The organism is Streptomyces sp. So13.3, from assembly GCF_005860785.2.
Lineage (GTDB): Bacteria > Actinomycetota > Actinomycetes > Streptomycetales > Streptomycetaceae > Actinacidiphila > Actinacidiphila fildesensis.
In genome coordinates this window covers 9,450,414-9,473,389 of the sequence record NZ_CP048835.1, presented here as the reverse complement: position 1 = coordinate 9,473,389, position 22,976 = coordinate 9,450,414, and the positions used below count along the sequence as shown (strand labels likewise).

Here is a 22,976-nt window from a genome sequence, read left to right as displayed (position 1 = left end):
ACAGGTGGACTCCTCACCAGTGACTGGATTGCGCGACCGGTCGTGAACTCCGGCACGGGTGCGGACAGTATCCCGGCTGTCGGCCGGGACAGACAGGACACTGTCCGGCAACCAATAGATCACCTGGCCGCCGGCCGCGCACGCCGCAGCGCCGTACGGCACCAGCCCGGCAACCCGATCAGCCGGACCCGGCAGCCGCACCACCCGCTGGTGGCAAAGAAAGTCATTCGCCCACCCGCTCAGCTCGACGGCGCCCGTGACCTGCGGCCTCGGCGATGTAGCAGGCGTTCGGCCACTTGGCGGACGGGTGCGCCCCGTGCGGCGTGTCCGGAGTGCGGCACCAGCCGGTGCTGATGAAGTCACCGTTGTCCCAGTCCTCCACCTTCTGGAGAATGATCATGATGGGTTTCCGTAAGGCCGTTGCGGCCACCGCCTTTGCCGCCGCCGCCGTGATGGCAGGCGCCGGCACGGCTTCGGCCAGCGACTACTCCCCGTACGGCGAGCACGATGTGATGGTCCGGCACGTGCTCAGCGCGCAGTGCAACGACGCGAGCACCCAGTTCGGGAAGGTCAACTACAACCAGGGACCGGTGTGCATCGACTTCGGCTCCGAGGACGGCCGGGGCCAGGAGATGGGCCGGGGAACCGAGTCCGACCAGGACACGATGAACGCCGCATGCAACTCAGCCGTCACCCAGTTCGGGAAGGTCAACTACAACCAGGGACCGGTGTGTATCCGCTTCTGAACCGCCGCTGACCGACCAGAACCCGCGCACAGCAACGCCCTTCCGTGCTCGCGCGGCCCCGGGGCCCTAGGCACGGCGTGGCTGCAGCGCTGAATCGTCGTCGACACTCACCTACGGCGTCAACGGCGATCCAGCGCCTGCAGGCTCCGGACGCGGTGGCGCGGCTATACGAAAACAGGGCACAGTACGCCGCCCACATCGTCAACGAGTACGCAGAACACGCGCCCGCCGCAGACCGAAGGAACGATCTTCCTCGGACGGCCGTCGGCAGCGTTCCGCAGAAACACCGCGAACTCCCCAGAGACACCCTCGCCAACCTGATCATCAGCATGCACAGGCACATGGTTCCAGACGCCCGAACCAGCACCCATCCACCTTGACCAAAAGTTAGGGGCACCCCCCAGCCCGGACTGCCGGGCGGTGCGGATTTGCCGGAGGCCTGGCCAAGGGCTGTACTGGAAGAGACCGGGAGCGAGGCGCCCATGGGAACAATGTCCAACATGGTCACCCTCATCTTGCCCTGGACCCGGATGGCCAAGCGCGTCGCCCGGATCACCCAACAGCGCCGCCGCGGGCACGACGCGAAACAGGCTCGGCGGGGACGCCATCGGCGCTCGCCAGACCGGCGCCAGCGATAGCGGCCACCGCCCCGCTCTACCGGCTACGGACACCCAGAAAGGCCCCTGGTAGCCACCGTGCGGCCCCCGAGGGCCCAACGCTCTGCTCGTTCGAGTGCCGTAAAGATGTCGCCGACCAGGCGCTCTGCCATGCGGGGTGCTCTGGGTCTCAGCAGTGTGACCAGCCGGCGGCGACCGGCTCTCCTGAGCTGGGCGGGAGAGCCGAAGCGCTCGAGCAGGGCCAGGACGGCGGGGTGGTCCAGGCGCGGGCCGAGAATCTTCTCCAGTGAGGGATGGATCTGTGTGAGCAGGCCGCGGAGCCGGTTCTTGGTCCGGGTCGACTCGGTTGCCAGGTCGTCGTCGAAGCCGACGAGCATCTCCATTTCGGCGATCGTCTCGTCGGCGAACTCGATGGCCCGAAGGGTGTGGGACATGGTGCGGGCGGCATCGGCGATGACGAACGCGTCGCACCCACCCCGTCATCTCCCACCCGGGTCCGGGGAAAGGGCAGACAGAGGGGGAAGTCCGCGCCCAGGACGCTGCCGCCGAACATCACTAGTGCCTGCCCGCGTTGATCCTGCGGGGGGGCCGATGAGCGGACGAAAGCGTGTATTTCAACCGCCGAGGGTCACTTGCTGTCCAGTCGCCCCAGCGCGTGGGCGTCAGCGAGGACGGATCGGGCCATCTGCCAGTCGGTGTGGTCGATGCCGGTGATGTGGCGTAGGTAGGCGAGGGTGACCTGCTGGACGAGGGCGACGCGGCTGGAGTCCTCGTCGGTGGTCTCTGCTGCCCGGTAGCCGGAGGTGCCGCCGAGGAAGTGCTCGCCGCCGAAGACGGTGAGCAGGCTCTTGTCGCCGCGGCTGAGGGTGTAGGGGTCGCTTGTCCAGGCGGGTCCTCGGGTGGTGAGCGGGAGATCGTCCTTGTCGCCGGCGACCACCAGTCCGGGGGCGGTGATGTGGGAGAAGTACTGGTCGCGGAGCCAGGGAAGGTTCTCGTGGGCGAAAGGGGTCAGTTCGTCGCCGCCCTCGCCGGCCGTGGCCAGCTGGATGCTGGCCATGACCCGGGAGTCGGACAGGTCGTCGGCGGTGCCGGTCTGGGGGTCGGTGACGCGCAGACCTACCACTCGATCCTGGCCCGCCGACTCCTACGCCGAGGCGAGTTCGACTCCCGCCAGGACCTCGTCGAGCAAATCCGCGAATTCACCTCGCTTACGACGACCAGGCGCGACCATTCCGCTGGTCCTACGACAGCACCCCGCTCAAGGCAGCCTGACCCCCGCAGGATCAGCGCGGCGAAGCACTAGTGCAGGTCACAGCCCTAAAACGCGGGGAGCGGCGGCGGAGCAGTGAACGCATGGTTGAACGGGTGGTTGACCGCCGCCGTTGGCGTTGACCCTGTAGTAGCACTGGGTGGCGAGCGCACCGGCCGGCGCGAGTTCCACGGCCGCGCCCGTTGTGCGGGCGGGTGCGGCGGCGGTTGGGACTGCATCGGGACCTGCGGAAGATCCGCCAGGACTTCAGGCGGGCGACGCCGCATTCGACGGGTGCCCGTGTGGCGGCCAGGGCACGGTTGTGGGTCTTCTCAGAGTGCGGTACGTGATCTTCTGTCCTGCTTATGATCACTCGATGGGGTGACGGTGAAGCATTATTGCCGGTCAGGCGTTCGGGATTCGCTTGGGTGACGGGATGAGCGATCGCAAGTCGTACTCGAGTGATGTCTCCGACGAGCAGTGGGCCCTGGTCGAGCCCGTGGTCACGGCGTGGAAGGCCGCGCATCCGTCGGTCAGTGGCCACCAGGGCAGATACGCGATGCGGGAGATCGTCAACGCGATCCTGTACCAGAACCGCAGCGGCTGCCAGTGGGACCTGCTGCCCCACGACCTGCCGCCCGCCGGTGCGGTGAAGTACTACTTCTACAAGTGGCGCGACGATGGCACCGATCAGACCATTCATGATCTGCTGCGATGGCAACTGCGGGAGAAGAAGCGGCGATTAGCCGACCCGAGCCTCATCGTCATGGACACGCAGAGCATCCGCGTGGCCGTCGGCGTCCCGGCCGCCACGACCGGCAAGGACGCGGCGAAACGGGTGCCGGGGCGGAAGAGATGCCTGGCCGTGGACGTATTGGGACTCGTCGTCGAGGCTGTCGCCCTGCCGGCGTCCGCACACGACAACGCCGCCGGAATCGCGCTGCTGGACGGCGTGGCCGCCCAGATGGGCACCGTGAGGAAGGCCTTGGTCGACCAGGGGTTCAAGAAGGCCGTCGTCGACCACGGCGAGCAGTACGGCATCGACGTCGAGATCGTTGAACGCAACCCGGCCGACAAGAGCTTCATTCCGCAGGCCAAGCGGTGGGTCGTGGAGCAGACGAACGGGATCCTGATGTTCTACCGGCGCCTGGTCCGCGACTACGAGCACCGGCTCGCCACCTCGCGCTCTCGCGTCTTCTGGGCGATGACCTCTGTCATGGCCCGCCGGCTCACCGGCGCCACCCTGCCCTCCTGGAGGACCGCGTGAGCGACAACCCGCAGATCAGAAACGTCCTTGCCTACGTCGAGGCCCGCGAGAACGAACTCGACAAGCAGGCCGGGCAGCTCCGCGCGTCCATCGAGGACCTCACCGCCCGCCTCGGCGAACTCGACGCGGAGACCGAGAACCTGCGCATCACCCGCAAGACGCTCCTGAACATCCCGGCACCGGAGCCCGCCGACGATCCGCCACGGCCCGAGGCGCCGGACCACCCCGCTTACCAGCAGATTCTCGCTGTCTTCACCGACACCGGCCATCCGATGCGTGCTCGAGACCTGTGCGAGGCACTCGACCTGCCGATCCTCCCGAAGAACACCGAAGGCATCCGGTCCAAACTGAAACGCCTGGTCACACGGGGCATTCTCACCGAACCCGAACCCGGCCTGTTCGCTCAGCCCCGCACCTGAGTACCAGTCCGCCCCGCCGACCAGGACTCCTCACCCAACCCCAAGCATCAACCGGACATCAGGTCACGTACCGCACTCTCAGTGGGGGTCAGTTCCTGCGGGGGCCTGCGTTTGATGCCCGTGGTCAGCCACGGACCGGCGCCCTGGTAGGCGAGATCGGCCACGATGGGAACGCCCTGGCGCTCGCAGATGCGCCCTGCGACACAACGCCCGCAACGCGGACCGCCCCCTCGCCCTGCTCGGGCTCAAGTGATCACGAAACGGACGCCCGCCGACTACGCCGAAGCCCTGCCAACCTCGCAGCCGCCAGGCAGTTGATTGCTCCAGTGGCGACGTCCCCGTGCGGCGGCCCGAACACCGCACGTGAACACGATTGCGGCAACCGGCCAGGCAGAGCGCGGAACACTGCGCACGCGGCGCCGCCAGGCGGGCATCGGCGAGGCGACCGGGCCGGGCTGCACCAGGTCGGCCCACACCTGTTTACCGACACCCCGCAAGGTCACACCCCAGCCCCCGGCCAGTTCCGCCACGATCCGCACCCCATGACCGCCGATCCTGCCGGACTCCGCAGGTCGCTGAACCGGCAGACGCAGCGAACCGTCACTCACCGCGATCCGCAACCGGCCCGCATCCAGACCCAGGGACAACCCGATCCGGCCACCGCCATGCCGCTGCGCGTTCGTCACCAGCTCCGAGACCACCAACGCCACCACCCCCGGATCGGGGCGCCAAGCGGGACCCCAGCCGAAGTTCTCCACCTGCTCCAACGCCCAACGACGCGCCCCACCCACATCGCCGGCGACCCTCATGGCCCGGTACCGCTCACCCATCACTCATCACCGATCACTGCCTCAGCCGTTCCTCGAAGCCCCGTGGTCACCACACCGGGTCGCCATAGCCCACATACGCCCTACCGGGCGCCTGCCCCCTCCCCCCACATCCACCAACACATCATCCGAACACAAGCGGGCACGGCGGAGCGCGTAGTCGGTTCCACCTGCCGCAGCAGGTCAGCGCCCGGTCAGGGTTCCAGGTCCAGGGAGCGCAGCACCGCGCACCCGTCCTCGATCTGCTGGCGGGCGGCCTGGACCTGCCTGCGGGCGGCGCGCAGCGCATCGCGCACAGTGTGCAGTTGCTCGCGGGAGGACAGGTCCGGGGGCGGGTTGCTTGTGGACAGCAGTGCTTGGGCGGCGTCCAGGAGGTGGTTGATCGCGGGCGCCACGGATGCGAGCGCGGTTTTTGAGAGGCTTCTCCTCATGTGCGGAACATCAGGGGTATCCGGGCGGCCGACGCCCCCGGCCGACGCGTCGTGCCGTCCTGGACCCGCGGAGGGGTTGCTGGTCGCTGTCGGCCGTGGTGACCGGGAGGCGTTTGGGGAGCTTTATCCGCTGATCGCGGGCCCGGTGCTGGGGCTGGCGCGGCGGGTGGTGGGTCATGAGGGGCACGCTGAGGAGGTCTGCCAGGAAGCCATGATCGCGGTGTGGCGTCATGCCGCCCGGTTCGATCCGGCCCGCGGCAGCGCGTTGGCGTGGGTCATGACGCTGACGCACCGCCGCGCGGTGGAGCGGGTCCGCTCCGCACAGGCGGCGGCCGACCGGGACCGCAGCTTCGCGGCAGGCAACCACCACACCCTGTTCGACGAGGTCAGCGAGAGTGTCGAACACCGCCTGGAGCACGAGCGGGTACGCCGCTGTGTGCACGCACTGACACCGTTGCAACGGGAATCGGTCCAGCTCGCGTACTACGACGGGCACACCTACCGGGAGACCGCGGAGCGGCTGGGCGTCCCCCTGGGCACGGTCAAGACCCGGCTGCGCGACGGCATGATCCGCCTGCGCGACTGCCTCGCCAGCACCTGACCCCCTGCCCCACGCCGGCCGCCCGTCACGACCTGGAACCACAGGACGCCATCGCTGAGGCCGCCAAAACGTGGCCCGGCGCCCATCCGGTCAACCTCGGGCGGCCCAGCCTCAGGCACCCCCGGCCGGGGACACCTCACCCACACCACCCTGCACCAGTCCTGGATCTGCCGCCGGGCGGCCTGGATCTCCCGGCCCGCGGGCCGCAGCACTCCCCTATGGCCAGGGTCTTGGTCGGCGCCCGTGCCCGCAGGAACCCCCGCCCCGCCCGAGTAGTCGGATGAATGAAACCGGCAGAGTGGGAAAAATACCCACAGAGAGGTGTGATTCGTTCACTGTCCGTGGTTGCTCCACGGGGTGCTCGCCGGTCGGTGCGTGAGGCCCGCACCTCTCCCACCATCCCCGCCGCGAACCGCCCGAATATCCGCCCAGCGCAGTCCCGCAGCTGCAATCCGGCGAGACGACAGGGGAAGCACCGCACGGCTGCGGACCCACGCGAGAAGAGGCACCCATGAGCAGCAGAACCATCGGGTTCGTGCAGTGGTTCAACCGGGACGCCGGCTACGGATTCGTCATCCCCATCGGCGGCAACGACCCCGTCTACTTCGAAGAACAAGACATCGAAGGCCCCTGCTCCGGCCTGTCGGAAGACCAGCAGATCTCCTTCGTCCTGGAACTCACCGCAACCCGCTTCGTCGCCCGCCAGATCCGAACATAACTAACCCCAAGACCCGCACACGCGCACACGTGATGGCGCATACGCCGTAGCCGTTGCGCACCCAAGGGGGCTGCACACACACCGCAGCATCACCCGCCCCAGCCACGGTCAGTTCCAACGCAGCCCGTGGTCAGTCTCAGCGGAGCGCGCGGTCGGTTCCACCTGACCGGCGGCAGGTCAACGCCCGGTCAGGGTTCCAGGCCCCAGGAGCGCAGCACCGCGCGCCCGCCCTCGACCTACTGCCCGGCGGCCTGGACCTGTCTGCGGGCGGCCCGCAGCACAGCACGGTTTCCCTGGCGGGGCGTGACAGGCCACCGGGAAACGGGCAGGATCAGGCCTATGAGCAGCGCAGAGATATCCGAGCATCCACCAATCTATGACGGGCTGGTCCAGGAGCTGGGTGACGTACTGGCCGAGACGCGGCAGGTGGCCGAGCAGACACGGGACCAGGTACGCCAGGCACTGGACTGGAGCACCGTCCGGGATGCTCAGGAGGAAAGGGAGCAGCGGGCTTTCTCCGCGTTCGGCTGAACAACCCGGGGGCCGGGCGGCCTCCTGTGCTCACCCGCTGCATTCGCAGCCCGCTCACGACGCTCCCACCCTGCGGTGCACGCCCCGCCACACGCAAGATCGACGCCGCGGGCCTGCAGACCCCGCACCCGTCGACTTCGCCGCACCCGCCACCCGGTGCGAGCCGCTCGGAGGCCAGGCGTACGACACGGTGCCTACCCAGCGGAACGGCGCCACCCCGGCCTGGCAAGTCGAGGAACCGGTCTACTTCGTGCTTGAGCGTGGGCCGGCGCGCATCGTGCACCGCGGCGACTGCCACGCCACCCGCGACCTCACCCGCCTCGCCACCACGAAGCAGGCCCACGCCGCACTGGCGCAGCCTGAGGCCGCACCGTGCAGCGCTGCAGGCCCGAACGCCGGGGCGCATAAGCCCGCGGCTTCTCGCGGCTCCGTCACGGGATCAGCGCGCGCACCACACGGGGCAGTCCGGCTCATGGGTGTGGGTCATCGGTGTCGTTCCGCCCAGCATGATGCGCGTGCTGCCAGCCGTCGCGCAGCAGTCCGTCTCATGGGGCACCGCGATCTGAGGGCGCTCCAGCGAATCTTCTTGATCCCGTGGTCGGTCCAGGAGCTCCGGGGTGGGGACTGCTTCTCACACCGGTGCTCCTGTCGGACACGGGAGGCGCGCAAGCGGCGGCGTTCTCGTCTCGTGACCGGCGTCCCGGCCGCTATGCCGGAGATGTGACAGCAGATCCCTTTACTCGGCGTCGGCACTCGCGGTGGGATCGGCGCTGGTGGGGCCGTACCAGTCCAGGCACAGGACCGTGGCGTCGTCCTTCGGGGGGAATCCGGCGTAGGCCTCCGCGACCGCGGCGACGAGTGTGCGCACGACTTCACGCGGGTGCTCGGCGGCGGTCTTGCGCAGCAGGCCCGAAAGGTCGACGCCTGCCGCTTCGCGGTCCTGCATGCCGTCGGTGAACATCACCAAGCGGTCACCGGGGCGCAGGTCGAGTTCCTGGATCTTGTAGGGGCCCTGCCCGGCGACGCCGAAGGGCAGGTTCACCCGCAGGGTGAGCTCGTCGACCACGCCATCGCGCAGACGAAGTGGTCCGGGATGGCCGGCGTTGATGAGCTGGGCGCTGCTGCCGTCCAGGGCGATACGCACCAACTGGCCGGTGACGAAGGTGCGGCGGCCGTGGTCGAGGAGCGCCTGGTGGGTCTGGCGGGCCTGCTCGACTAGGTCCGCGCCGGCGCGGCGCGCGCCGCGGGAGGCGTTGACCACCAGGGTCGCCATCAGGGCGGCGTCGACATCGTGGCCCATCGCGTCGGTGATCGACAGGTGCAGGGTGTCGTTGTCGAGGCTGTAGTCGTAGGTGTCGCCGGCGATGTCGGAGGCCGGGACCAGACCGCCGGCGAGGGCGAACTGGGCCGCCTCGCAGGATGATGCCGAGGGTAGGAGCTGGCGCTGGATCTCCGCGGCCAAGCTGACGGTGGTGGTGCGGTTGCCCCAGTGGTAAAGGTCGGTGAAGCGGCGATCGGTGACGATGATGTACGCCAACGCATGCGCCGCCGCCTCCACCTGCTCCAACACCTGCGGCGTGGCGTGGTCGAGGAACAGCTCCAGAACACCGATGGTGTCGCCCCGGTTGGTCACCGGAACGAGCACCCGCTGCCCCTCCTCCCCCTTCACCGGCAAGTGCATCAGCTTCTGGGAGCGCAGAACCTCGTCATAGACACTGCTGCCGGCCAGAGGCACCTGCTCAGCCCGACCCCCCAACGACGAGGACGCCTGATCACTCACGCGCAACAACCGCCGACCCACCACATCGACGAACAGGAACGACACGGACCGCGCGGCAAACCGATCACGCAGATTACGCGCCACGACATCAAGAGAGCCCGTCGGCGCGGCGCCCTCCGCTGCTACCAGAACATCGGCCAACCCCATCCGATCCCGCACCACAACCGCCTCCTCCAATTGCTGACCCAAATTCGCCTTCCCGCACCGCGCCAGCCCTCACCCCTGGGACCCGAACCCGCAAGCATCGATGCGCTGACCAGCAGTTTCGACGCACCGGGCAGCACGCGGCAGGTCCGATACACGCCTCTAATAACCACAATCAGCTGCAAGAGGGGGCGTTCTGAGGAGCTTCAGGATCTTTCTCGCAGCGGCGACGACACGGCCCGACCACGCCTGTGCGGCATACCCGGCGGATGCCCTGGGCGGCCCCGCGCCTGGCAGCCCGCAGCGGCAGTTCCCCCGGCGCCTGGGCTCGAACCGACGCGCACTCCCCCTGAGCGCGGGCATGTATGGGCTGCATAAACCGGTGTGCATGATCAGTGCGGGGCGGGGAATGCGCTGGTCAGGAGGTTGATAACCATGGGTCCACTGCTTTTGGTTCTACTGCTCGCGCTCATCTTGTTCGGTGCCGGCTTCGCCCTGAAGATCCTCTGGTGGGTCGCCGTCATCGTCCTGATCGTGTGGCTGCTCGGCTTCGTCATGCGCGGCACCCACTCCGGCGGACGTCACCGCTGGTACCGCTGGTAGACACGGACAGCACGCTCAACGCACCACCGATGGGCCCGACGGATAACGCTATCCGCCGGGCCCATCGCCATGCCCCGCCCACGCCTCACCCGAGCCGACCAGCGTCACGTGGCCCTGACCGGGGTAGGCGCAGCCCGTGGGGGCGGAGCGGGAAGCGTCACCCATGGACGCCCACCTCCAGTGCCCCGCTCCGCCCCCGGCGTGTCACAGTGCCGGGCCGACTTGGTCGGCGGGCGCAAGGGTCGTGCACGCTTGGTCGACGGTGTCGGCGAGCTGGAAGACCTCAACGGCTTCGGTGAGTTCCAGCAGGTGCCGCAGTGGGGTGCTGATCGCGGCCAGGACCAGATCAACACCGCGGCGCTGCGCCGCCAGGCGTAGCCGCAGGAAGCGGTTGAGGCCCTGGGAGTCGCAGAACGTCAGCCCGGCGCACTCCAGGACCAGCTGCCGGCATCCGGCCTTCATAGCGTCACCTGCGGCGGCGGCGAGGGTTGGCTCGGTGTTGTAGTCGAGCTCCCCGGACAGCGCGAGTACCGTCACCCCTTCGCGGGGCGGGCCGATCGGGCACACCTGTAACGGCTCCATCTGCCTCACCCCTGGATCCTCGTGCCCGGCGCCGCCGGCGGAAGGCTCAGCACTATCAGGCACCGCTCAACAAGTAGGTGCCCAACCCCCGGCCCGATGACGCACCCAATATACAAACGCGTGTTCCTTCAGGAGAAATACCACCCCGCTCAGGCCCGAGGTCGAACTCAGTCGGACGCCGAGGCGAGTGTGGGGTGCTGCGGGAGCAGGTCGGCCCAGACCTCCTTGCCGGTGCCGTGAGGTCGCACGCCCCACCTCGCGGCCACGCTCGCCACGATGCGCAGACCATGGCCGCCGACCCTGCCGGGCCCCGGGGGCTGTATCACCGGCTCGTGGCGGGACTCGTCGCTCACCGCGATCCGCAGCCGGCCCACCTCCAGCACCAGGCACACCCCGACCCGGCCGCCGCCCGCATGCCGCAGCGCGTTGGTCACCAGTTCCGACACCACCAACGCCACCGTCCCCGAGTCCGGACGCCAGCCCGCGCCCCAACCAAAGTGCTCCACCTGCTCCAGCGTCCAACAGCGTGCCGCACCGATCTCACCACCGGACAGCCCCAAAGCCAAAGACCGCTCAACTACCACTCGTCACCGCCGTACCCCGCTCCATCACCGCCCGCCTCGTCACCACGCCAAACCGGTGTAGCGGAAACGTTCTTCACCGGACGCCTGCCCGCTTCGGCGCGCCTCCACCAACCCCTCCCCATCGCACCTGAACCGAACACCGCACGGGCGGGGCGGGACAACACCCGGAGCGGGGACCGGCGGCGGTCGTGCGGCCTGCGGTGATGAAGGCGAAAGCGGACAGGTCCGGATCGGCGCGGGCCGGGTCGGATTTCCGACCCGGTGGGTCATTCGAGGTCGGTAGTGCCGGTGGCAGCGCGGGGCCGGTTGCGGGCCCACGTCTTGAGGTCGCCGACGCGGTGGAGGAGTTCGGCGCCGCGCTTGTCGACCGAGGGCGGGAAGTTCGGGTCGTTGGCGCGCGCCCAGCGCAGGGCGGCCAGGGTGAGTTCCGGCAGGAGGTCCTGCTGGGCTTTGCGTGTCCGGCCACGGCGTCGTCCGGGCCGGTGTCCGCCGCTAGGGCGGGCACGGTGTTCCCCGTGTCGGCGACATCGACGTCGGCGGCCGGGGTCGGCACGGGTACTGCGGCGAGCCGGACGGGCGGCTTCCACTTTCGGAGCCGAAGGAATCGGCAGGTGGTGTGTCGGGGACGGGCGGCGTGTGGAACTCCGGACCCGCTTTGTCGTGGGCGTGGACGCCGGACATCGCCCACTCGCGGGCTTCTGCGTTCGACAGGTTGAGCACTTGCGTCTCGTGGGCGCGGCCGCGGGTGACGACCTGGGCGCGGCCGTGGTGCTTGGTGGACTTTGGCGCGGGGTGGATTTTTGGGGCGAGCATACGTCAGGCCTTGACGCTGTAGCGGGCCAGGATGCGGGTGGAGAACTGCTCGCGGACCTCCGGGTTTCCCAGGGCGCGGGCGGTGGCAGACTGGGCGACCAGGAGGACGTGCATGCGCAACTGGCGGCCCATGTAGAGGACTCCGTTGAGCGCGTCGAGAGCCGGGGAGACCTTCGGGTCGCCGGACTCGCGGATTTTCTCCCAGTAGCGGGCCAGCTGCTTCATCATGGCGTTGACCCCTTCGAGAAGGATCAGCAGCCGCGGGCCGATGTCCTTGGGGGGCGGCGTCGATGCCCAGATCGTCAGCGACGCGGGTACGGCGCCGGCCTTCCCTGCCGAAGGCGACGAGCTGGTCGTGGATGTATGTCGCGGCAGTACGTGACGCCGGGCAGCCCGGAGGCCCACGGGTGGGAGATCCGCTTGGTGTCGAGGACGAACACGAGCGACCCATTGTGGAGCATCTGGCAGGCGATGCGCCGCAGAGTCACTGACTTCCCCCCGCCCGGGGCGCCGTTGACCAGGATGTGCGGGGACGTTGCGTCGAGGTCCACGGCGATGATCCGCCCGGCGGAGCCGATCCCTATGACGGGCGCGGACTCCTTGGCGCCGACCACGATCTCGCGGACCTTGGGGTCCCTGGCCGGGGGCTTGCGGGTCTTCTTCACCCGCACGTACGGCGTGCGGCCCCCCGGGTGCCAGGAGAACGTCACGGCCTCCAAGGCGAGCTTTGCGTGATGAGGTCGGCGACGACCTCGCGGGAGAAGCCTCCGGTGCGCCGAGGCTGCCGTGCTGGTGAGGTTATTGGCCGGAGCGCGCATTTCGCGAGGAACGGTGCCAAGGTGACGGAGCTGGACGGCGGAGTGACAGCCGGGGGTACTCACCGTCTCCTCGGCCGCACGCCCCACCAGCTTGACCGATGCTTCTTGGGAGCCCGACGACGTCCTCCCCGCCTGGCACCCGCGCACTTCTCTGCGGAGGTACCACTGAGGTCGAACGGATCCTGTGCGACAGCGCGAAAATCCTGACCGATCTCAAAGCCAAAGGAAGCGCCGCGTTCCGCCTACAGGCACCCAACCCAAGCAACGTGACATCGACCGTCACAGTTGCAGATCGCCCGACGCTTTCCGCATCCGAACGCCGCAGAGTGTGACAAGATCCACGGGTTCCGATGGGTGGGCGGTTCAAGAGCGCTCTGAGGATCGCCCACCACCGGCACAACCCGAACCCAGGGGCGTTGATAGCTAGCGGCGCCGCCGCCACTCAGTAGCGGCCGCTCTCTCGGCTAAGGCGCCCCTACTGAGTCGAACTGCGCCTCAGAGGGCCGGTCTCTTGGTCCCCCTCAGCCGCACAGCGCCCTGGCGCCTTTTGCCGACGCGGCGGCCACCAGCCAACTCCCACCCCAGCCACACCATGACCCAACCGCCAGCTGCCAGCCACACCACCCACCTCCTGCCATGTTGGCGGTCCGATACAGGGTGACGTCGGTGCCAACCTGGCGGGCATCCGACATAGCGGCGGCTGCCGCGTGGTGTCGCGTTCCCGACACACCGGATGTGATCAGACTCGACACGGGATGTCGGCGGCAGTTGCTGTCCGGGTGATGCTCAGCGAATTTCTCGCTGCTTCGGCGCCCTTCGTTGCCCTGGTCCCCGCCGCACCGGTGCGTGCGGCCGCTTTGTGGTACGCGCCGACGGATCTGCAGACGCTGCACGAGGGCGGCGGAGATGCGGACTCGCCCGAGGGCCGGCTGCTGGGCGCACCGCCTGCTCAGGTGATCGACCTTGCGCGCGCTGCGAGTCCTGTGTGGCAAGTGTCTGGCCCCGCGGTACCGTTTCTGATCATGCACGGTGCGGCCGACGAGTCAGTGCCCGCCTCCCAGGGTGAGCGCCTGCATGCACGGCTGCTGGATGCCGGTGCGGACTCCACTTTGGTGCGGGTGGAGGGGGCGGGACACTGCTTCGTGGGTCACCCCGACCCTCGCCAACTCATCGCGCAACCTGTGGCGTTCCTCGCCGCACGGCTCGGCGCCTCCTGATCCGGTGCATCCCAGCCTGGGCGCGGGGAACACTTCAGGGCCATTGGCGGAAGGCCTGGTAGCCCGGTCCGGCCGTGTGGGTTGGCACAGCGCCGGACCGGGACTGGATCAGAGCGATCTTCCGGGTCGTGAGGTGTTACTGCTGGACGAAGACCGCGACGGTATGGGCCGGGACGGTGAAGGTGCCGGTGGCCTGGTTGTACTGGGACTGCTTGACGGTGGGGTCTGCGCCCTTGTTCTGCACCGGGTGGAGTGCCTGGCTGCTGCCGGCCAGGTTGGTAAGGGTCTGGGTCTGGGTGGTGGCGGTGGCGTTGTAGAGGACGGTGACGGACTTGTAGGTGTCCAGTCCGCGTCCGTCGAGGTGTTCGGTGATGACACCGGGGATCTCGCCGGGGGTGCCGGAGAGGGGGAAGGTCAGGCGCTGTTGGACGGCGTTGGCGGTGGGGAGGGAGAAGAGGGGGGTGGAGTGCTTGATTTGGAGGAACTGCTGGTACTGGGCGCTGGTGTTCGTCGTGTTGGTGCAGTTCGGGACGAGGGCGGGGTTGGCGAGCAGCGGCTTGGCGTAGCTCCACTGGCTTTGGCCGCCGAGCGGGAGGCCGTGGCCGAAGCCGTTGCCCTGGGTGCAGTCCCAGTGGATGGCGTTGAACCAGTCCCCGCTGTCGTAGGAGTTGCCGTCCAGGGATTTGGAGCGGAGCAGGTCGGTGCCTGCTTGGGCCATGCCCGGGCCCTGGGAGAGGGTACTGGTGGCGAGGGCGAGAGCCTGGATGCGGGCGCGTTCGGCGGGGCTGGTGCCGGTGGGCAGCTTGTAGGCGAGGCTGTCGTAGAGCGCCAGGTTGTCGTGGGCGTCGACGTAGGTGATGGCCTCGCCGGGGGCTGCGGTGTAGCCGGCGGGGGTCCCGTTGTAGTCGATCTGGGCGCCCTTGCGGGTGGTGCCGGTGCTGGTGGTGAAGGTGTAGTCGGCGAGGTTGCCGGTGAGGCCAAGTTTGACGAGGTCCATGTCGTGCAGCAGGTCGGTCTTCTGCTGCTCGGTGGTGCCGTTGAGGGGCGCGCCGTTGGGGTTGGTGTACTGACCGGTGGCGAAGCCCTGCTCACGGGGGTCGGTGTCAGAGGGGCCGCCGCCGCGGACAGCGTCGCGTAGGCGGTCGTTGAAGGTGCCGATGCCGGTGCCGGCCATGTTGGCCTGGGTGGCCTGGACGAAGCGGGAGTCGTTGGCGACCACGCCGTAGTTCCAGCCCTCGCCGTAGAGGGTGGTGGACTTGCCGTCGATGCCGTCGCGGTGCTGCGTCAGGTTTCCGAGGGAGGTCTTGACATCGAGCATGGTCCGTTTCGGGTCCAGGCCCATCAGGTCGAAGCGGAACCCGTCGACGTGGTACTGCTGGGCCCAGGTGGTTACGGAGTCGACGACGAGCTTGTTCATCATCGCGTTCTCGGGGGCGGTGTCGGCGCAGCAGCTGTCGCGGGTGACGGTGCCGTTGGTGTCGAGGCGCTGGTAGTAGCCGGGGACGATCTGGTCCAGGACGGAGTTCGGGTCCTGGCCGGCGGCGGCGGTGTGGTTGTAGACGACGTCCATCACCACGCGTAGTCCGGCCTGGTGGAGTGCTTGGACCATCTGGCGGAACTGGATGGTGCGGGCGGCGCCGTCGGGGGCGGTGGCGTAGGAGCCCTCAGGGACGGTGAAGTGCAGCGGGTTGTAGCCCCAGTTGTAGGCATCATCGGCTTGGGTTCCCGCGACGCAGGCTTGCTGCTGGTCGGAGTCGGGTGCCATGGCGGGCAGGTCGCAACCGGGAGTGGCCTGGTCGGCCCGCCTCTCGGCGGTGCCGGCGAAGTCGAAGCTCGGCAGGATCTGGACGGTCGTGAGGCCGGCGGCGGCCAGGTCCTTGAGGTGCTTCACTCCGGCGGACTTGGCGTCGGTGAAGGCGAGGTAGGTGCCGCGCTCGTCGGCAGGAAGCGCGGTGTCCGCGGAGGAGAAGTCGCGGACGTGCAGTTCTTGGATCTGCTGCTGGGTGCTGCTGATCGTCTTCGGGGACGCGGTGTCGTCCCACCCATGCGGCATCAGCAAGTCCTCGTCGAGGTTGACGATCTGGCTGCGTTGGGAGTCGGCGGACAGGGCGAGGGAGTACGGGTCGGTGACGTGATTGGTGACGGTCTTGAGAACGGTGGGTGCCCAGACCTTGACCTGGTAGCGGTAGTAGAGGCCGTTCCAGGTCTTGTCGCCTTTCACCGCCCAGGTGCCGGTGGCGGGGTCGAGGGTCATGGCGACGATGCGGGCTTGGGTGGAGGTGGAGGTGTCGTAAAGCTCGATGCTGACGGACTGTGCGGTGGGTGCCCACAGGGAAAGAGTGGGCTTGTTCCCGTTGAAGACGGGGCCGTATTCGGCGTCGGCGGCCTTGGCGGCGTAGAGGGTGTCCAGGAGGCCGGCGGTCTGCAGGCCGGTGGCGGTGGTGAGGTTGCCGTTGCTGTCGAGGGCGGCGACCGCGCTCTGGCCCTTGGCTAGTTGCTTGGCCTGGGCGGACCATTTTTTGGGCACGCGCAGAGTGGTGAGTTTGGCGAGGTGCGGGTACTTGGCCGCAAGGGCGGCGGACAGGCCCTTGGGGTCGCGGACCAGCGGGATGCTGGTGCCGCCGGTGATGCCGGTGCCCGCCGCTGTGAGGCCGCCGTCGGGGGCGGTGGCCAGCTGGTAAGTCGTCGCGGCGGGGTTGTCACCGAGGTTCCAGGCGATGGTGTCGGCGGTAAGCCAGTAGGCGCTGCGGGGGGCGAGGCTGGGCTTGGGCTGCCCGGCGTAGATGCTGAGAACGCGGGAGGAGGCGGTGTAGCTGAACGTGGTGGCGTCGCCGGCCTGCGCGACGGTGAAGGTGGTATCGGTGCCGTCGAGGGGGGTGGCGGGCAGGTGGAGGGCGGCCTTCGCGTGGTAGGTGCCGGCGGGTAGGGCGGTGGTGGTAAAGGTGGAGTTGCCGTCGCCGTCGGGGTCGGTGAGCCAGGCCGACAGGCAGTCCGTGGCGTCGGCGGTGCAGCCGAGCTCGTCGAGGAAGTCGCCGGTGGCGGTGACGACCGCGGTGTTGAGGGTGTCGGTGATCCAGTGCGTGGCGGGGTCGTAGAGGAAGGTGACGTCGGCGCCCGCGGCGGGGATCGCGAGAGGGATGTTCGCGCCGCCGGGGGCGGCGTTCAGCCCGTAGTTGACGTCCCAGCTCTTGTTCAGGGCGGCCTTGTAGGAGTAGGCACCGGGGAGGAGGTGGGCGTTGAGGGCCCAGATGCCGTCGGGGCGGCGCGTCATCTGGGCCTGGGCACAGTCCGGGGCCCAGTCGCCGGGACAGCCGAAGAGGTGGTCGAGGTCTCCGGCGATGGCGACGGCGGACGGCGGGGCGATGGGGTCGGCTGCGTGGGCAGGGGCGGGTGCCAGGGCGGCGGCGAGCAGGGGCTGCGGTGGCGGCGGCCTGGCGGGCGCGGTGGGATCTGTGCGTGGGGGCGGGGCGGGGGGTCATGGCACCTCTTCGTGTCGCGACGTGTGTGGGACGGCGGCGGTGCCCCCGGGGGGACAGGCGCCGCGGAAGGGGCATCAGCGGGTGGTCCACCAGGCGGTGGTGTCTGCGGGCAGGATGCTTTCGCTGCCTTCGTGGGTCAGGGCCTGGCTGGCGAGGACGAGTTCGCCAGGGGTGGGGATGGTGACCGCAGGGGCGGTGAGATTGACGGTGCAGCGCAGGAACGCGCCATCCTGGGCGGTTCGCTCGAAGCTCAAGGTCCCTTCGGGTGACTCCAGCCATCGGAGGTTGTCCGCGCCGCCGAGGGCGGGGTGCTGTCGTCGAAAGGCGAGGGCGGCGCGGTACAGCTCCAAGGTGGAGGCGGGGTCGCCGGTCTGGGCCTGGACGGACAGCTGCGCCCACTCGGTGGGCTGTGGCAGCCAGCTGGGGCCGCCGGCATCGGGGCCGAAGCCGTACGGGGCCTCGGTGCCCGACCACGGGATGGGCACCCGGCAGCCGTCGCGGAAGCCGTCCTGGCCGGCGGCTCGGAAGTAGGAGGGGTCCTGGCGGACCTCGTCGGGCAGGTCGGTGACGTCGGGCAGGCCGAGCTCCTCGCCCTGGTAGACGTATGCCGAGCCGGGCAGGGCGAGCATCAGCAGGCTGGCGGCGCGGGCCCGGCGCAGGCCGAGTTCGCGATCTCCGGGGGTGCGGATCTGGGTGCCCAGGCCGGGGGGGTTGGCGAAGCGGGTGGCGTGGCGGGTGACGTCGTGGTTGGAGAGCACCCACGTGGTGGGCGCGCCAACGGGCCGCATCGCTTCCAGGGATTCGTCGATGACCGCACGAAGCGCTTGGGCCTGCCAGGAGCTGGCCAGGTACTGGAAGTTGAATGCTTGGTGCAGCTCGTCGGGGCGGACGTAGTTGGCGGTGCGCCGGGCGGTGGGTGTCCAAGCCTCCGCGACACCGATCCGCTCCCCCGGGTACTCATCGAGGATGGTGCGCCAGTCGCGGTAGATTTCGTGGACGCCGTCCTGGTCGAAGCAAGGGGTGGCGCCGGTACCGAGCAGCTTGAGCTGCTCATGGGAGCCGAGGTCGGGCAGGCCGGGAGCCTTGACGAGGCCGTGGGCGACGTCGATGCGGAAGCCGTCCACTCCCCGGTCGAGCCAGAACCGCAGGATGGACCGGAATTCCTCGCGGACGGCGGGGTGGTCCCAGTTGAAGTCGGGCTGCTCGGGCGCGAACAGGTGCAGGTACCAGTCGCCGGGGGTGCTGTCAGGGTTGGTGGTACGGGTCCAGGCCGGACCACCGAAGACGGACTCCCAGTCGTTGGGAGGCAGTCCGCCGTCCTCGCCCTTGCCGGGGCGGAAGTGGTAGCGCTCGCGCAACGCCGAGCCCGGGCCTTCGCGCAGGGCGCGCTGAAACCACTCGTGCTGATCGGAGGAGTGGTTCGGCACCAGGTCGACGATGATGCGCAGGCCCAGGTCGTGGGCGTCGGCTATCAGACGGGACGCGTCGGCGAGGGTGCCGAAGACCGGATCCACCGTCCGGTAGTCGGCCACGTCGTAGCCGGCGTCAGCCTGCGGGGAAGCGTAGAACGGGGACAGCCAGACGGCGTCGACGCCGAGGTCGCGCAGGTAGGGCAGGCGGCTACGGATGCCGGGCAGGTCGCCCATGCCGTCGCCGTCGGAGTCGGCGAAGCTGCGCGGGTACACCTGGTAGATCACCGCGTCGCGCCACCAGTCGGCTCTGCGCTCAGCCTCGACGGGGGCGTCAGCGGGCCGATCGGTTATGGCGAGATGCTGAGTCATAGGGTCCTCACAACAGCGGTACGTAGTACCGCTATAACGTTTAGTGACGGCGATCAGGTAGGTCGGCTCTTTGCGTCGGAACGGTGGAGCGCGGCGCGGGCGGGTATCCGGCGGGCCTCGGGATGCCCGGTGCCGGGGTCAGCCCTTGGTGCCGCCGGAGGTGAGGCCGGCTACCAGGTGCTTTTGGACGACGTAGAAGACCAGGGCGGCGGGGATAGCGATGAGCACCGAGGTGGCCGCCATGTAGTTCCACTGGGAGTTGAACTGGCTCACGTAGGTCTGCAGGCCGACGGCCAGGGTGTACTGGTCCTCGGAGAGCATGAAGTGTGAGGCGTAGGCGACTTCGCCCCAGGCGGTGATGAAGGTGTAGAACGCGGCCACCGAAAGGCCCGGACGGGCGAGGGGGGCGATCAGGCGCCAGAAGGTGCCGAACGGCGACAGTCCGTCGATGCGTCCGGCTTCGTCGATGTCGACGGGGATGGTGTCGAAGTAGCCCTTGAGGAGCCAGGCGCAGTACGGGACGGCGGTGGAGCAGTAGATCAGGATCAGGCCGCTGTAGGTGTCGAGCAGGCCCAGGTTCGCCATGATCTTGTAGAGGGGCACCATCAGGACGGCGACGGGGAACATCTGGGTGAGCAGGAAGGTGTACATCAAGGTGCCGCGGCCCAGGAAGCGCATCCGGGAGACCGCGTAGCCGGCGCTGGCGGCGATCAGGACGCCGATGACGGTGGTGCCGAGGGCGACGATGACCGAGTTCAGCATCCAGGTGGCGAAGTTGGTGTCCTGGATGACGTGGCCGTAGTTGGCGAGCGTGGGGTGGTTGAGGATGCGGGCGGGGTGCTGGTAGTCGAACTTGTCGCCGCCCAGCGAGATGTAGGCGATCCACACGATGGGGAACACCGCGATGAACGCCATGACGGTGAGTGCGCCATGCAAGGTCAGGGATGATGACGTCCGGCGCCGGGTGCCCGGCCGGGGTGCTGCCGCACGGGTACGGGTGGTGGCGTGTGCGGTGGTCATGCGAGGGCCCCCTCGTCGTTGCGCTTGAGCCAGCGGCGGTAGACGCTCGTGAAGACCACGAGCAGGGACAGGCACAGGATGCCGACGGCGGCCGAGGAGGCGTAGTCCTGGGGCTGCTGGCCGAAGAACAGCTTGTAGGCGTACGTCACCAGGATTTGGACGCTGTCACTGTTGGTCCCGAACAGCAGGAAGATGACGTTGAACTGGTTGAACGTCCAGATCACGCCGAGCAGGATCACGGTGCTGCTGACGGGGCGCAGGCCTGGCAGGGTGACGTTGACGAACCGCTGCCAGGCGGTGGCGCCGTCCATCTCGGCCGCTTCGTGGAGTTCGCGGGGGATGGCCTGCAGGCCGCCGAGCAGGGAGACCATCATGAACGGCACGCCGCACCAGATGTTGACACCGACAGCGGCGACCTTCTGCGCGAGCGGGTCGCTGAGCCAGGAGGGGCCGGTGATGTGGAGCAGCGCGAGGAGCTGGTTGACGGCCCCGTCGTCGGCGAGGATGAGCCGCCAGGCGAAGATGGTGACGAAGGTCGGCACGGCCCAGGGAAGGATCAGCAGCATCCGGTAGAGGCCGCGGGCGCGTATGTCGCGGTTGAGCACGACGGCCAGGGCCAGGCCGATGGCGTAGGTCAGGACGACGCAGGCGACGGTCCACGCGATCGTCCAGAATAGGTGGGGCCAGAACTGGTTGTTGGCACCTGTGAGGATGTCGACGTAGTTCGTGAGCCCGACCCAGCTGTACGTGTCGGGGATGTGGTTGGCACCGATGGTCCGTCCGACGTTCTGGCTGGTGGCGTCGGTGAAGCTCAGGTAGATCCCCTGGATCAGGGGATAGCCGACGATGGCACCCAGGACCAGGACCACCGGCAGGCACATCGCCCAGGCGTACCAGTACCGGTCGTAGGAGTACTTGATGCGGTGGAGCGGGCTCTTGCGGGGCGTGGTGCGGGCGGTCTCGCCCTGGACGGCGACGGTCATCTGACACCTCAGGGGGCAGGGGGTGCTCTGCCACGCCCCGCCGGCCTATACGCACAGGGTGCGCGGCCTGCGGAGCGGGCGGCTTCGGGAAGGGTGATGCCGGTGCCGGGCGGGCGCCCCGGGCGCGGGGGCGGCCGCCCGGAGTCCGGTCACTGGGTGGCGTAGTCCGGGAGGAGCTTCTTGGCGGCGGTCGCGACGTTGTCCAGGCCGGCCTGGGTGCTTTCCCGGCCCGAGAGGATCTTGATGAGGTCGGTGCCCAGCGGGTCGTACAGGGAGCTGTACTGGGCAACCTCGAGGCGCGCTCGCCCGGAGGGAAGGACGCTCTGGTAGCCGGCGATGGCCGGGTTGGCCTTGACCGCGGGGGTGTAGGCGTCCGCTCGGGTCGGCAGCGTGGCGTTCTTAGCCGCAGTGGTGGCCTGGGTCTGGGCGGAGGTCATGAAGGCAATGAACTTCTGCGCCGCGGCCTGGTGGGCGGCGTCGGAGCCGGCGTAGGCGACGAGGTTGTGGCCACCGAGCGGGGCACCTGCCTTGCCCGCGGATCCCGCCGGGAGCGTGGCGATGCCGAGGTTGGCCTTGTCGGTGAACGCGGAGCCCTTGAAGACGTTGGCGCTCTCCCATGGGCCCTGGACGATGGCGGCGGTCTTGCCGTTGTCGAAGGCGTCCATGACGTTGGCGTAACCGTTGCTGGTGGTGTCGAGCTTGGCGACGCCGGGGGCAGTGACCAGAGCCTTGAGGGTGTCGATGCCCTTGACGGCGGCCGGAGAGTTGACGGTGATCTTCTTGGCGGCGACATCGAGCATGTCGGCGCCCTCGCCGTAGAGGAACGGCATCGCGTAGTAGCCCTGCGGGTTGAAGGCGAAACCGTCGACGCCGGCCTTCTCCTTCACAGCGGCGGCATCGGCCTTCAGCTCATCCCACGTGGTGGGGGCGGCGGTGATGCCGGCCTTGGCGAACAGACCCTTGTTGTACATCAGCGCCAGGGTGTCGGTGACCTGGGGGATGCCGTAGAGCTTGCCCTGGTACTTGGCCTGCTGGACGAGGCTGGGCTCGAAGGCGCCGATGTCTTTGGCGGCGTCCGTACTGTCCAGCGGCGCGAGGTAGCCCGCCTGGGCGAAGGCCGGAGTCCACCCGACGTCAGCGCGCAGGACGTCGGGGGCGCCCTTGCTTCCGGCGGCGGTCTGGAACTTGCTCTGAGCGTCGGCGAAGGGCACGTTGACGTAGGTGACCTTGACGTTCGGATTGGCCTTCTCGAAGTCGGCGACCAGGGCCTTGAAGGTCGGCGCTTCGTTGGTGGCGTCCGAGGTGTCCCACCAGGTGATGGTGACGGGGCCGGAACCGGAGGAGCCGGAGCTGTTGCCCGAGCTGCAGGCACTCAGGGAGACGGTGATCGCCATTGCCAGCGCGAGGGCCGCGATACCACGTCGCATGGTGACTCCTTGAAGAGGTGGGTTGTCGGATTCGAGGCCCGGGGTGGTCGCACCGGATCACCAATGGTCCGGCGGGGTAGGCGACGCGTCCCTCGGTGCGCAAGGCGTGCGATGCACCAAAGGCCCGGCCCGCGGCGGGATCCGCTGGTCACGACGGGCAGGTGCTGCCTGGAAACCCGTGAGGAGTGGGCCACGCCGACGTTCTGATGTCGACGACGTTAGCAGGCCACTAACAGGAGTTAGCTAACATTTATGTAACGCGCTGGACGCAGCGCGGACACGGTCGGAGGGAGTGAGAGGCGGCGCCGACCGCAGGCTTAAGGTGTCGCGTGCGATCAA

Annotated in this window: 22 protein-coding genes and 4 pseudogenes; 8 read left to right on the top strand and 18 right to left on the bottom strand. The window is 68.7% G+C overall.

The window, feature by feature from the left end:
• Nucleotides 1-223: 223 nt before the first annotated feature.
• Nucleotides 224-400, bottom strand: a complete 177-nt coding sequence (locus C8250_RS42440; protein ID WP_187145378.1) for a hypothetical protein — start codon at nt 398-400, stop codon at nt 224-226.
• Here C8250_RS42440 and C8250_RS42435 point away from each other — a divergent pair.
• Nucleotides 399-746: a hypothetical protein gene (locus C8250_RS42435; RefSeq protein WP_232486174.1), complete on the top strand. Its 348-nt coding sequence runs from the start codon at nt 399-401 to the stop codon at nt 744-746. The two genes, C8250_RS42440 and C8250_RS42435, sit on opposite strands and share 2 nt — an antisense overlap.
• Before the next feature lie 727 nt (nt 747-1,473).
• On the opposite strand, the pseudogene C8250_RS42430 reads toward C8250_RS42435, so the two are convergent.
• From C8250_RS42430 to C8250_RS42420, 3 pseudogenes are all read right to left on the bottom strand, one after another.
• Nucleotides 1,474-1,830 (bottom strand): annotated as a pseudogene (locus C8250_RS42430) (transposase); the annotation flags it as partial.
• Between the two features lie 161 nt (nt 1,831-1,991).
• Nucleotides 1,992-2,507, bottom strand: a pseudogene (locus C8250_RS42425) (chlorophyllase); the annotation flags it as partial.
• Between the two features lie 328 nt (nt 2,508-2,835).
• A pseudogene (locus tag C8250_RS42420) lies at nt 2,836-2,949 on the bottom strand (IS5/IS1182 family transposase); the annotation flags it as partial.
• A gap of 99 nt (nt 2,950-3,048) precedes the next feature.
• Here C8250_RS42420 and C8250_RS42415 point away from each other — a divergent pair.
• On the top strand, nt 3,049-3,879 hold the full coding sequence (locus C8250_RS42415) for an IS5 family transposase (RefSeq protein ID WP_138359657.1): 831 nt from the start codon (nt 3,049-3,051) through the stop codon (nt 3,877-3,879).
• Nucleotides 3,876-4,298, top strand: coding sequence for a hypothetical protein (locus C8250_RS42410; RefSeq protein WP_138359659.1), 423 nt, complete (start codon nt 3,876-3,878; stop codon nt 4,296-4,298). Before C8250_RS42415 ends, C8250_RS42410 begins: the two co-directional genes overlap by 4 nt.
• A 77-nt stretch (nt 4,299-4,375) precedes the next feature.
• Here C8250_RS42410 and C8250_RS42405 read toward each other — a convergent pair.
• From C8250_RS42405 to C8250_RS42395, 3 genes and pseudogenes are all read right to left on the bottom strand, one after another.
• Nucleotides 4,376-4,492: pseudogene (locus tag C8250_RS42405) on the bottom strand (IS5/IS1182 family transposase); the annotation flags it as partial.
• A gap of 81 nt (nt 4,493-4,573) precedes the next feature.
• Nucleotides 4,574-5,065 (bottom strand): ATP-binding protein, encoded by a 492-nt coding sequence (locus tag C8250_RS42400; RefSeq protein ID WP_138359233.1) that lies wholly within the window; start codon nt 5,063-5,065, stop codon nt 4,574-4,576.
• 254 nt (nt 5,066-5,319) lie between these two features.
• Nucleotides 5,320-5,520 (bottom strand): hypothetical protein, encoded by a 201-nt coding sequence (locus C8250_RS42395; protein WP_138359231.1) that lies wholly within the window; start codon nt 5,518-5,520, stop codon nt 5,320-5,322.
• Nucleotides 5,521-5,632: 112 nt separating this feature from the next.
• Between C8250_RS42395 and sigK the strand changes: the two genes are divergently transcribed.
• From sigK to C8250_RS42380, 3 genes are all read left to right on the top strand, one after another.
• A complete protein-coding gene (gene sigK / locus C8250_RS42390) occupies nt 5,633-6,157 on the top strand; it encodes an ECF RNA polymerase sigma factor SigK (RefSeq protein WP_232486175.1) in 525 nt (174 codons plus the stop codon).
• 511 nt (nt 6,158-6,668) lie between these two features.
• A complete protein-coding gene (locus C8250_RS42385; RefSeq protein WP_138359227.1) occupies nt 6,669-6,875 on the top strand; it encodes a cold shock domain-containing protein in 207 nt (68 codons plus the stop codon).
• A gap of 339 nt (nt 6,876-7,214) precedes the next feature.
• Nucleotides 7,215-7,406, top strand: a complete 192-nt coding sequence (locus C8250_RS42380; protein WP_138359225.1) for a hypothetical protein — start codon at nt 7,215-7,217, stop codon at nt 7,404-7,406.
• Nucleotides 7,407-8,142: 736 nt separating this feature from the next.
• On the opposite strand, the gene C8250_RS42375 is transcribed toward C8250_RS42380, so the two are convergent.
• On the bottom strand, nt 8,143-9,348 hold the full coding sequence (locus C8250_RS42375; RefSeq protein ID WP_138359235.1) for a PP2C family protein-serine/threonine phosphatase: 1,206 nt from the start codon (nt 9,346-9,348) through the stop codon (nt 8,143-8,145).
• A 417-nt stretch (nt 9,349-9,765) separates the two neighbouring features.
• On the opposite strand from C8250_RS42375, the gene C8250_RS42370 reads away from it, so the two are divergent.
• Nucleotides 9,766-9,933, top strand: coding sequence for a hydrophobic protein (locus C8250_RS42370; protein WP_138353680.1), 168 nt, complete (start codon nt 9,766-9,768; stop codon nt 9,931-9,933).
• Nucleotides 9,934-10,137: 204 nt separating this feature from the next.
• On the opposite strand, the gene C8250_RS42365 is transcribed toward C8250_RS42370, so the two are convergent.
• From C8250_RS42365 to C8250_RS42345, 5 genes are all read right to left on the bottom strand, one after another.
• Nucleotides 10,138-10,515, bottom strand: coding sequence for an STAS domain-containing protein (locus C8250_RS42365; RefSeq protein WP_138359223.1), 378 nt, complete (start codon nt 10,513-10,515; stop codon nt 10,138-10,140).
• Between the two features lie 167 nt (nt 10,516-10,682).
• Entirely contained in the window at nt 10,683-11,021 is a 339-nt protein-coding gene (locus C8250_RS42360; protein ID WP_138359221.1) for an ATP-binding protein, read from the bottom strand.
• Nucleotides 11,022-11,365: 344 nt separating this feature from the next.
• A complete protein-coding gene (locus C8250_RS42355; protein ID WP_244809751.1) occupies nt 11,366-11,686 on the bottom strand; it encodes a hypothetical protein in 321 nt (106 codons plus the stop codon).
• Between the two features lie 229 nt (nt 11,687-11,915).
• Nucleotides 11,916-12,140, bottom strand: a complete 225-nt coding sequence (locus C8250_RS42350) for a hypothetical protein (protein WP_187145218.1) — start codon at nt 12,138-12,140, stop codon at nt 11,916-11,918.
• A 74-nt stretch (nt 12,141-12,214) separates the two neighbouring features.
• Nucleotides 12,215-12,622 (bottom strand): DUF853 family protein, encoded by a 408-nt coding sequence (locus tag C8250_RS42345; RefSeq protein ID WP_187145217.1) that lies wholly within the window; start codon nt 12,620-12,622, stop codon nt 12,215-12,217.
• Between the two features lie 890 nt (nt 12,623-13,512).
• Between C8250_RS42345 and C8250_RS42340 the strand changes: the two genes are divergently transcribed.
• Nucleotides 13,513-13,947: a prolyl oligopeptidase family serine peptidase gene (locus C8250_RS42340; RefSeq protein WP_187145216.1), complete on the top strand. Its 435-nt coding sequence runs from the start codon at nt 13,513-13,515 to the stop codon at nt 13,945-13,947.
• A 136-nt stretch (nt 13,948-14,083) separates the two neighbouring features.
• On the opposite strand, the gene pulA is transcribed toward C8250_RS42340, so the two are convergent.
• The 5 genes from pulA to C8250_RS42315 all read right to left on the bottom strand — a co-directional run bounded on the left by pulA (nt 14,084) and on the right by C8250_RS42315 (nt 22,637).
• The gene (gene pulA / locus C8250_RS42335; RefSeq protein WP_187145215.1) at nt 14,084-17,218 is read right to left on the bottom strand and encodes a pullulanase-type alpha-1,6-glucosidase; all 3,135 of its coding nucleotides are present in this window, start codon (nt 17,216-17,218) and stop codon (nt 14,084-14,086) included.
• Between the two features lie 282 nt (nt 17,219-17,500).
• Nucleotides 17,501-19,207 (bottom strand): glycoside hydrolase family 13 protein, encoded by a 1,707-nt coding sequence (locus tag C8250_RS42330; protein WP_138359053.1) that lies wholly within the window; start codon nt 19,205-19,207, stop codon nt 17,501-17,503.
• Between the two features lie 138 nt (nt 19,208-19,345).
• Nucleotides 19,346-20,227, bottom strand: coding sequence for a carbohydrate ABC transporter permease (locus tag C8250_RS42325; RefSeq protein WP_138359051.1), 882 nt, complete (start codon nt 20,225-20,227; stop codon nt 19,346-19,348).
• Nucleotides 20,224-21,210 (bottom strand): sugar ABC transporter permease, encoded by a 987-nt coding sequence (locus C8250_RS42320; RefSeq protein WP_138359049.1) that lies wholly within the window; start codon nt 21,208-21,210, stop codon nt 20,224-20,226. Before C8250_RS42320 ends, C8250_RS42325 begins: the two co-directional genes overlap by 4 nt.
• 149 nt (nt 21,211-21,359) lie before the next feature.
• Nucleotides 21,360-22,637, bottom strand: coding sequence for an extracellular solute-binding protein (locus C8250_RS42315; RefSeq protein WP_138359045.1), 1,278 nt, complete (start codon nt 22,635-22,637; stop codon nt 21,360-21,362).
• Nucleotides 22,638-22,976: the final 339 nt, after the last annotated feature.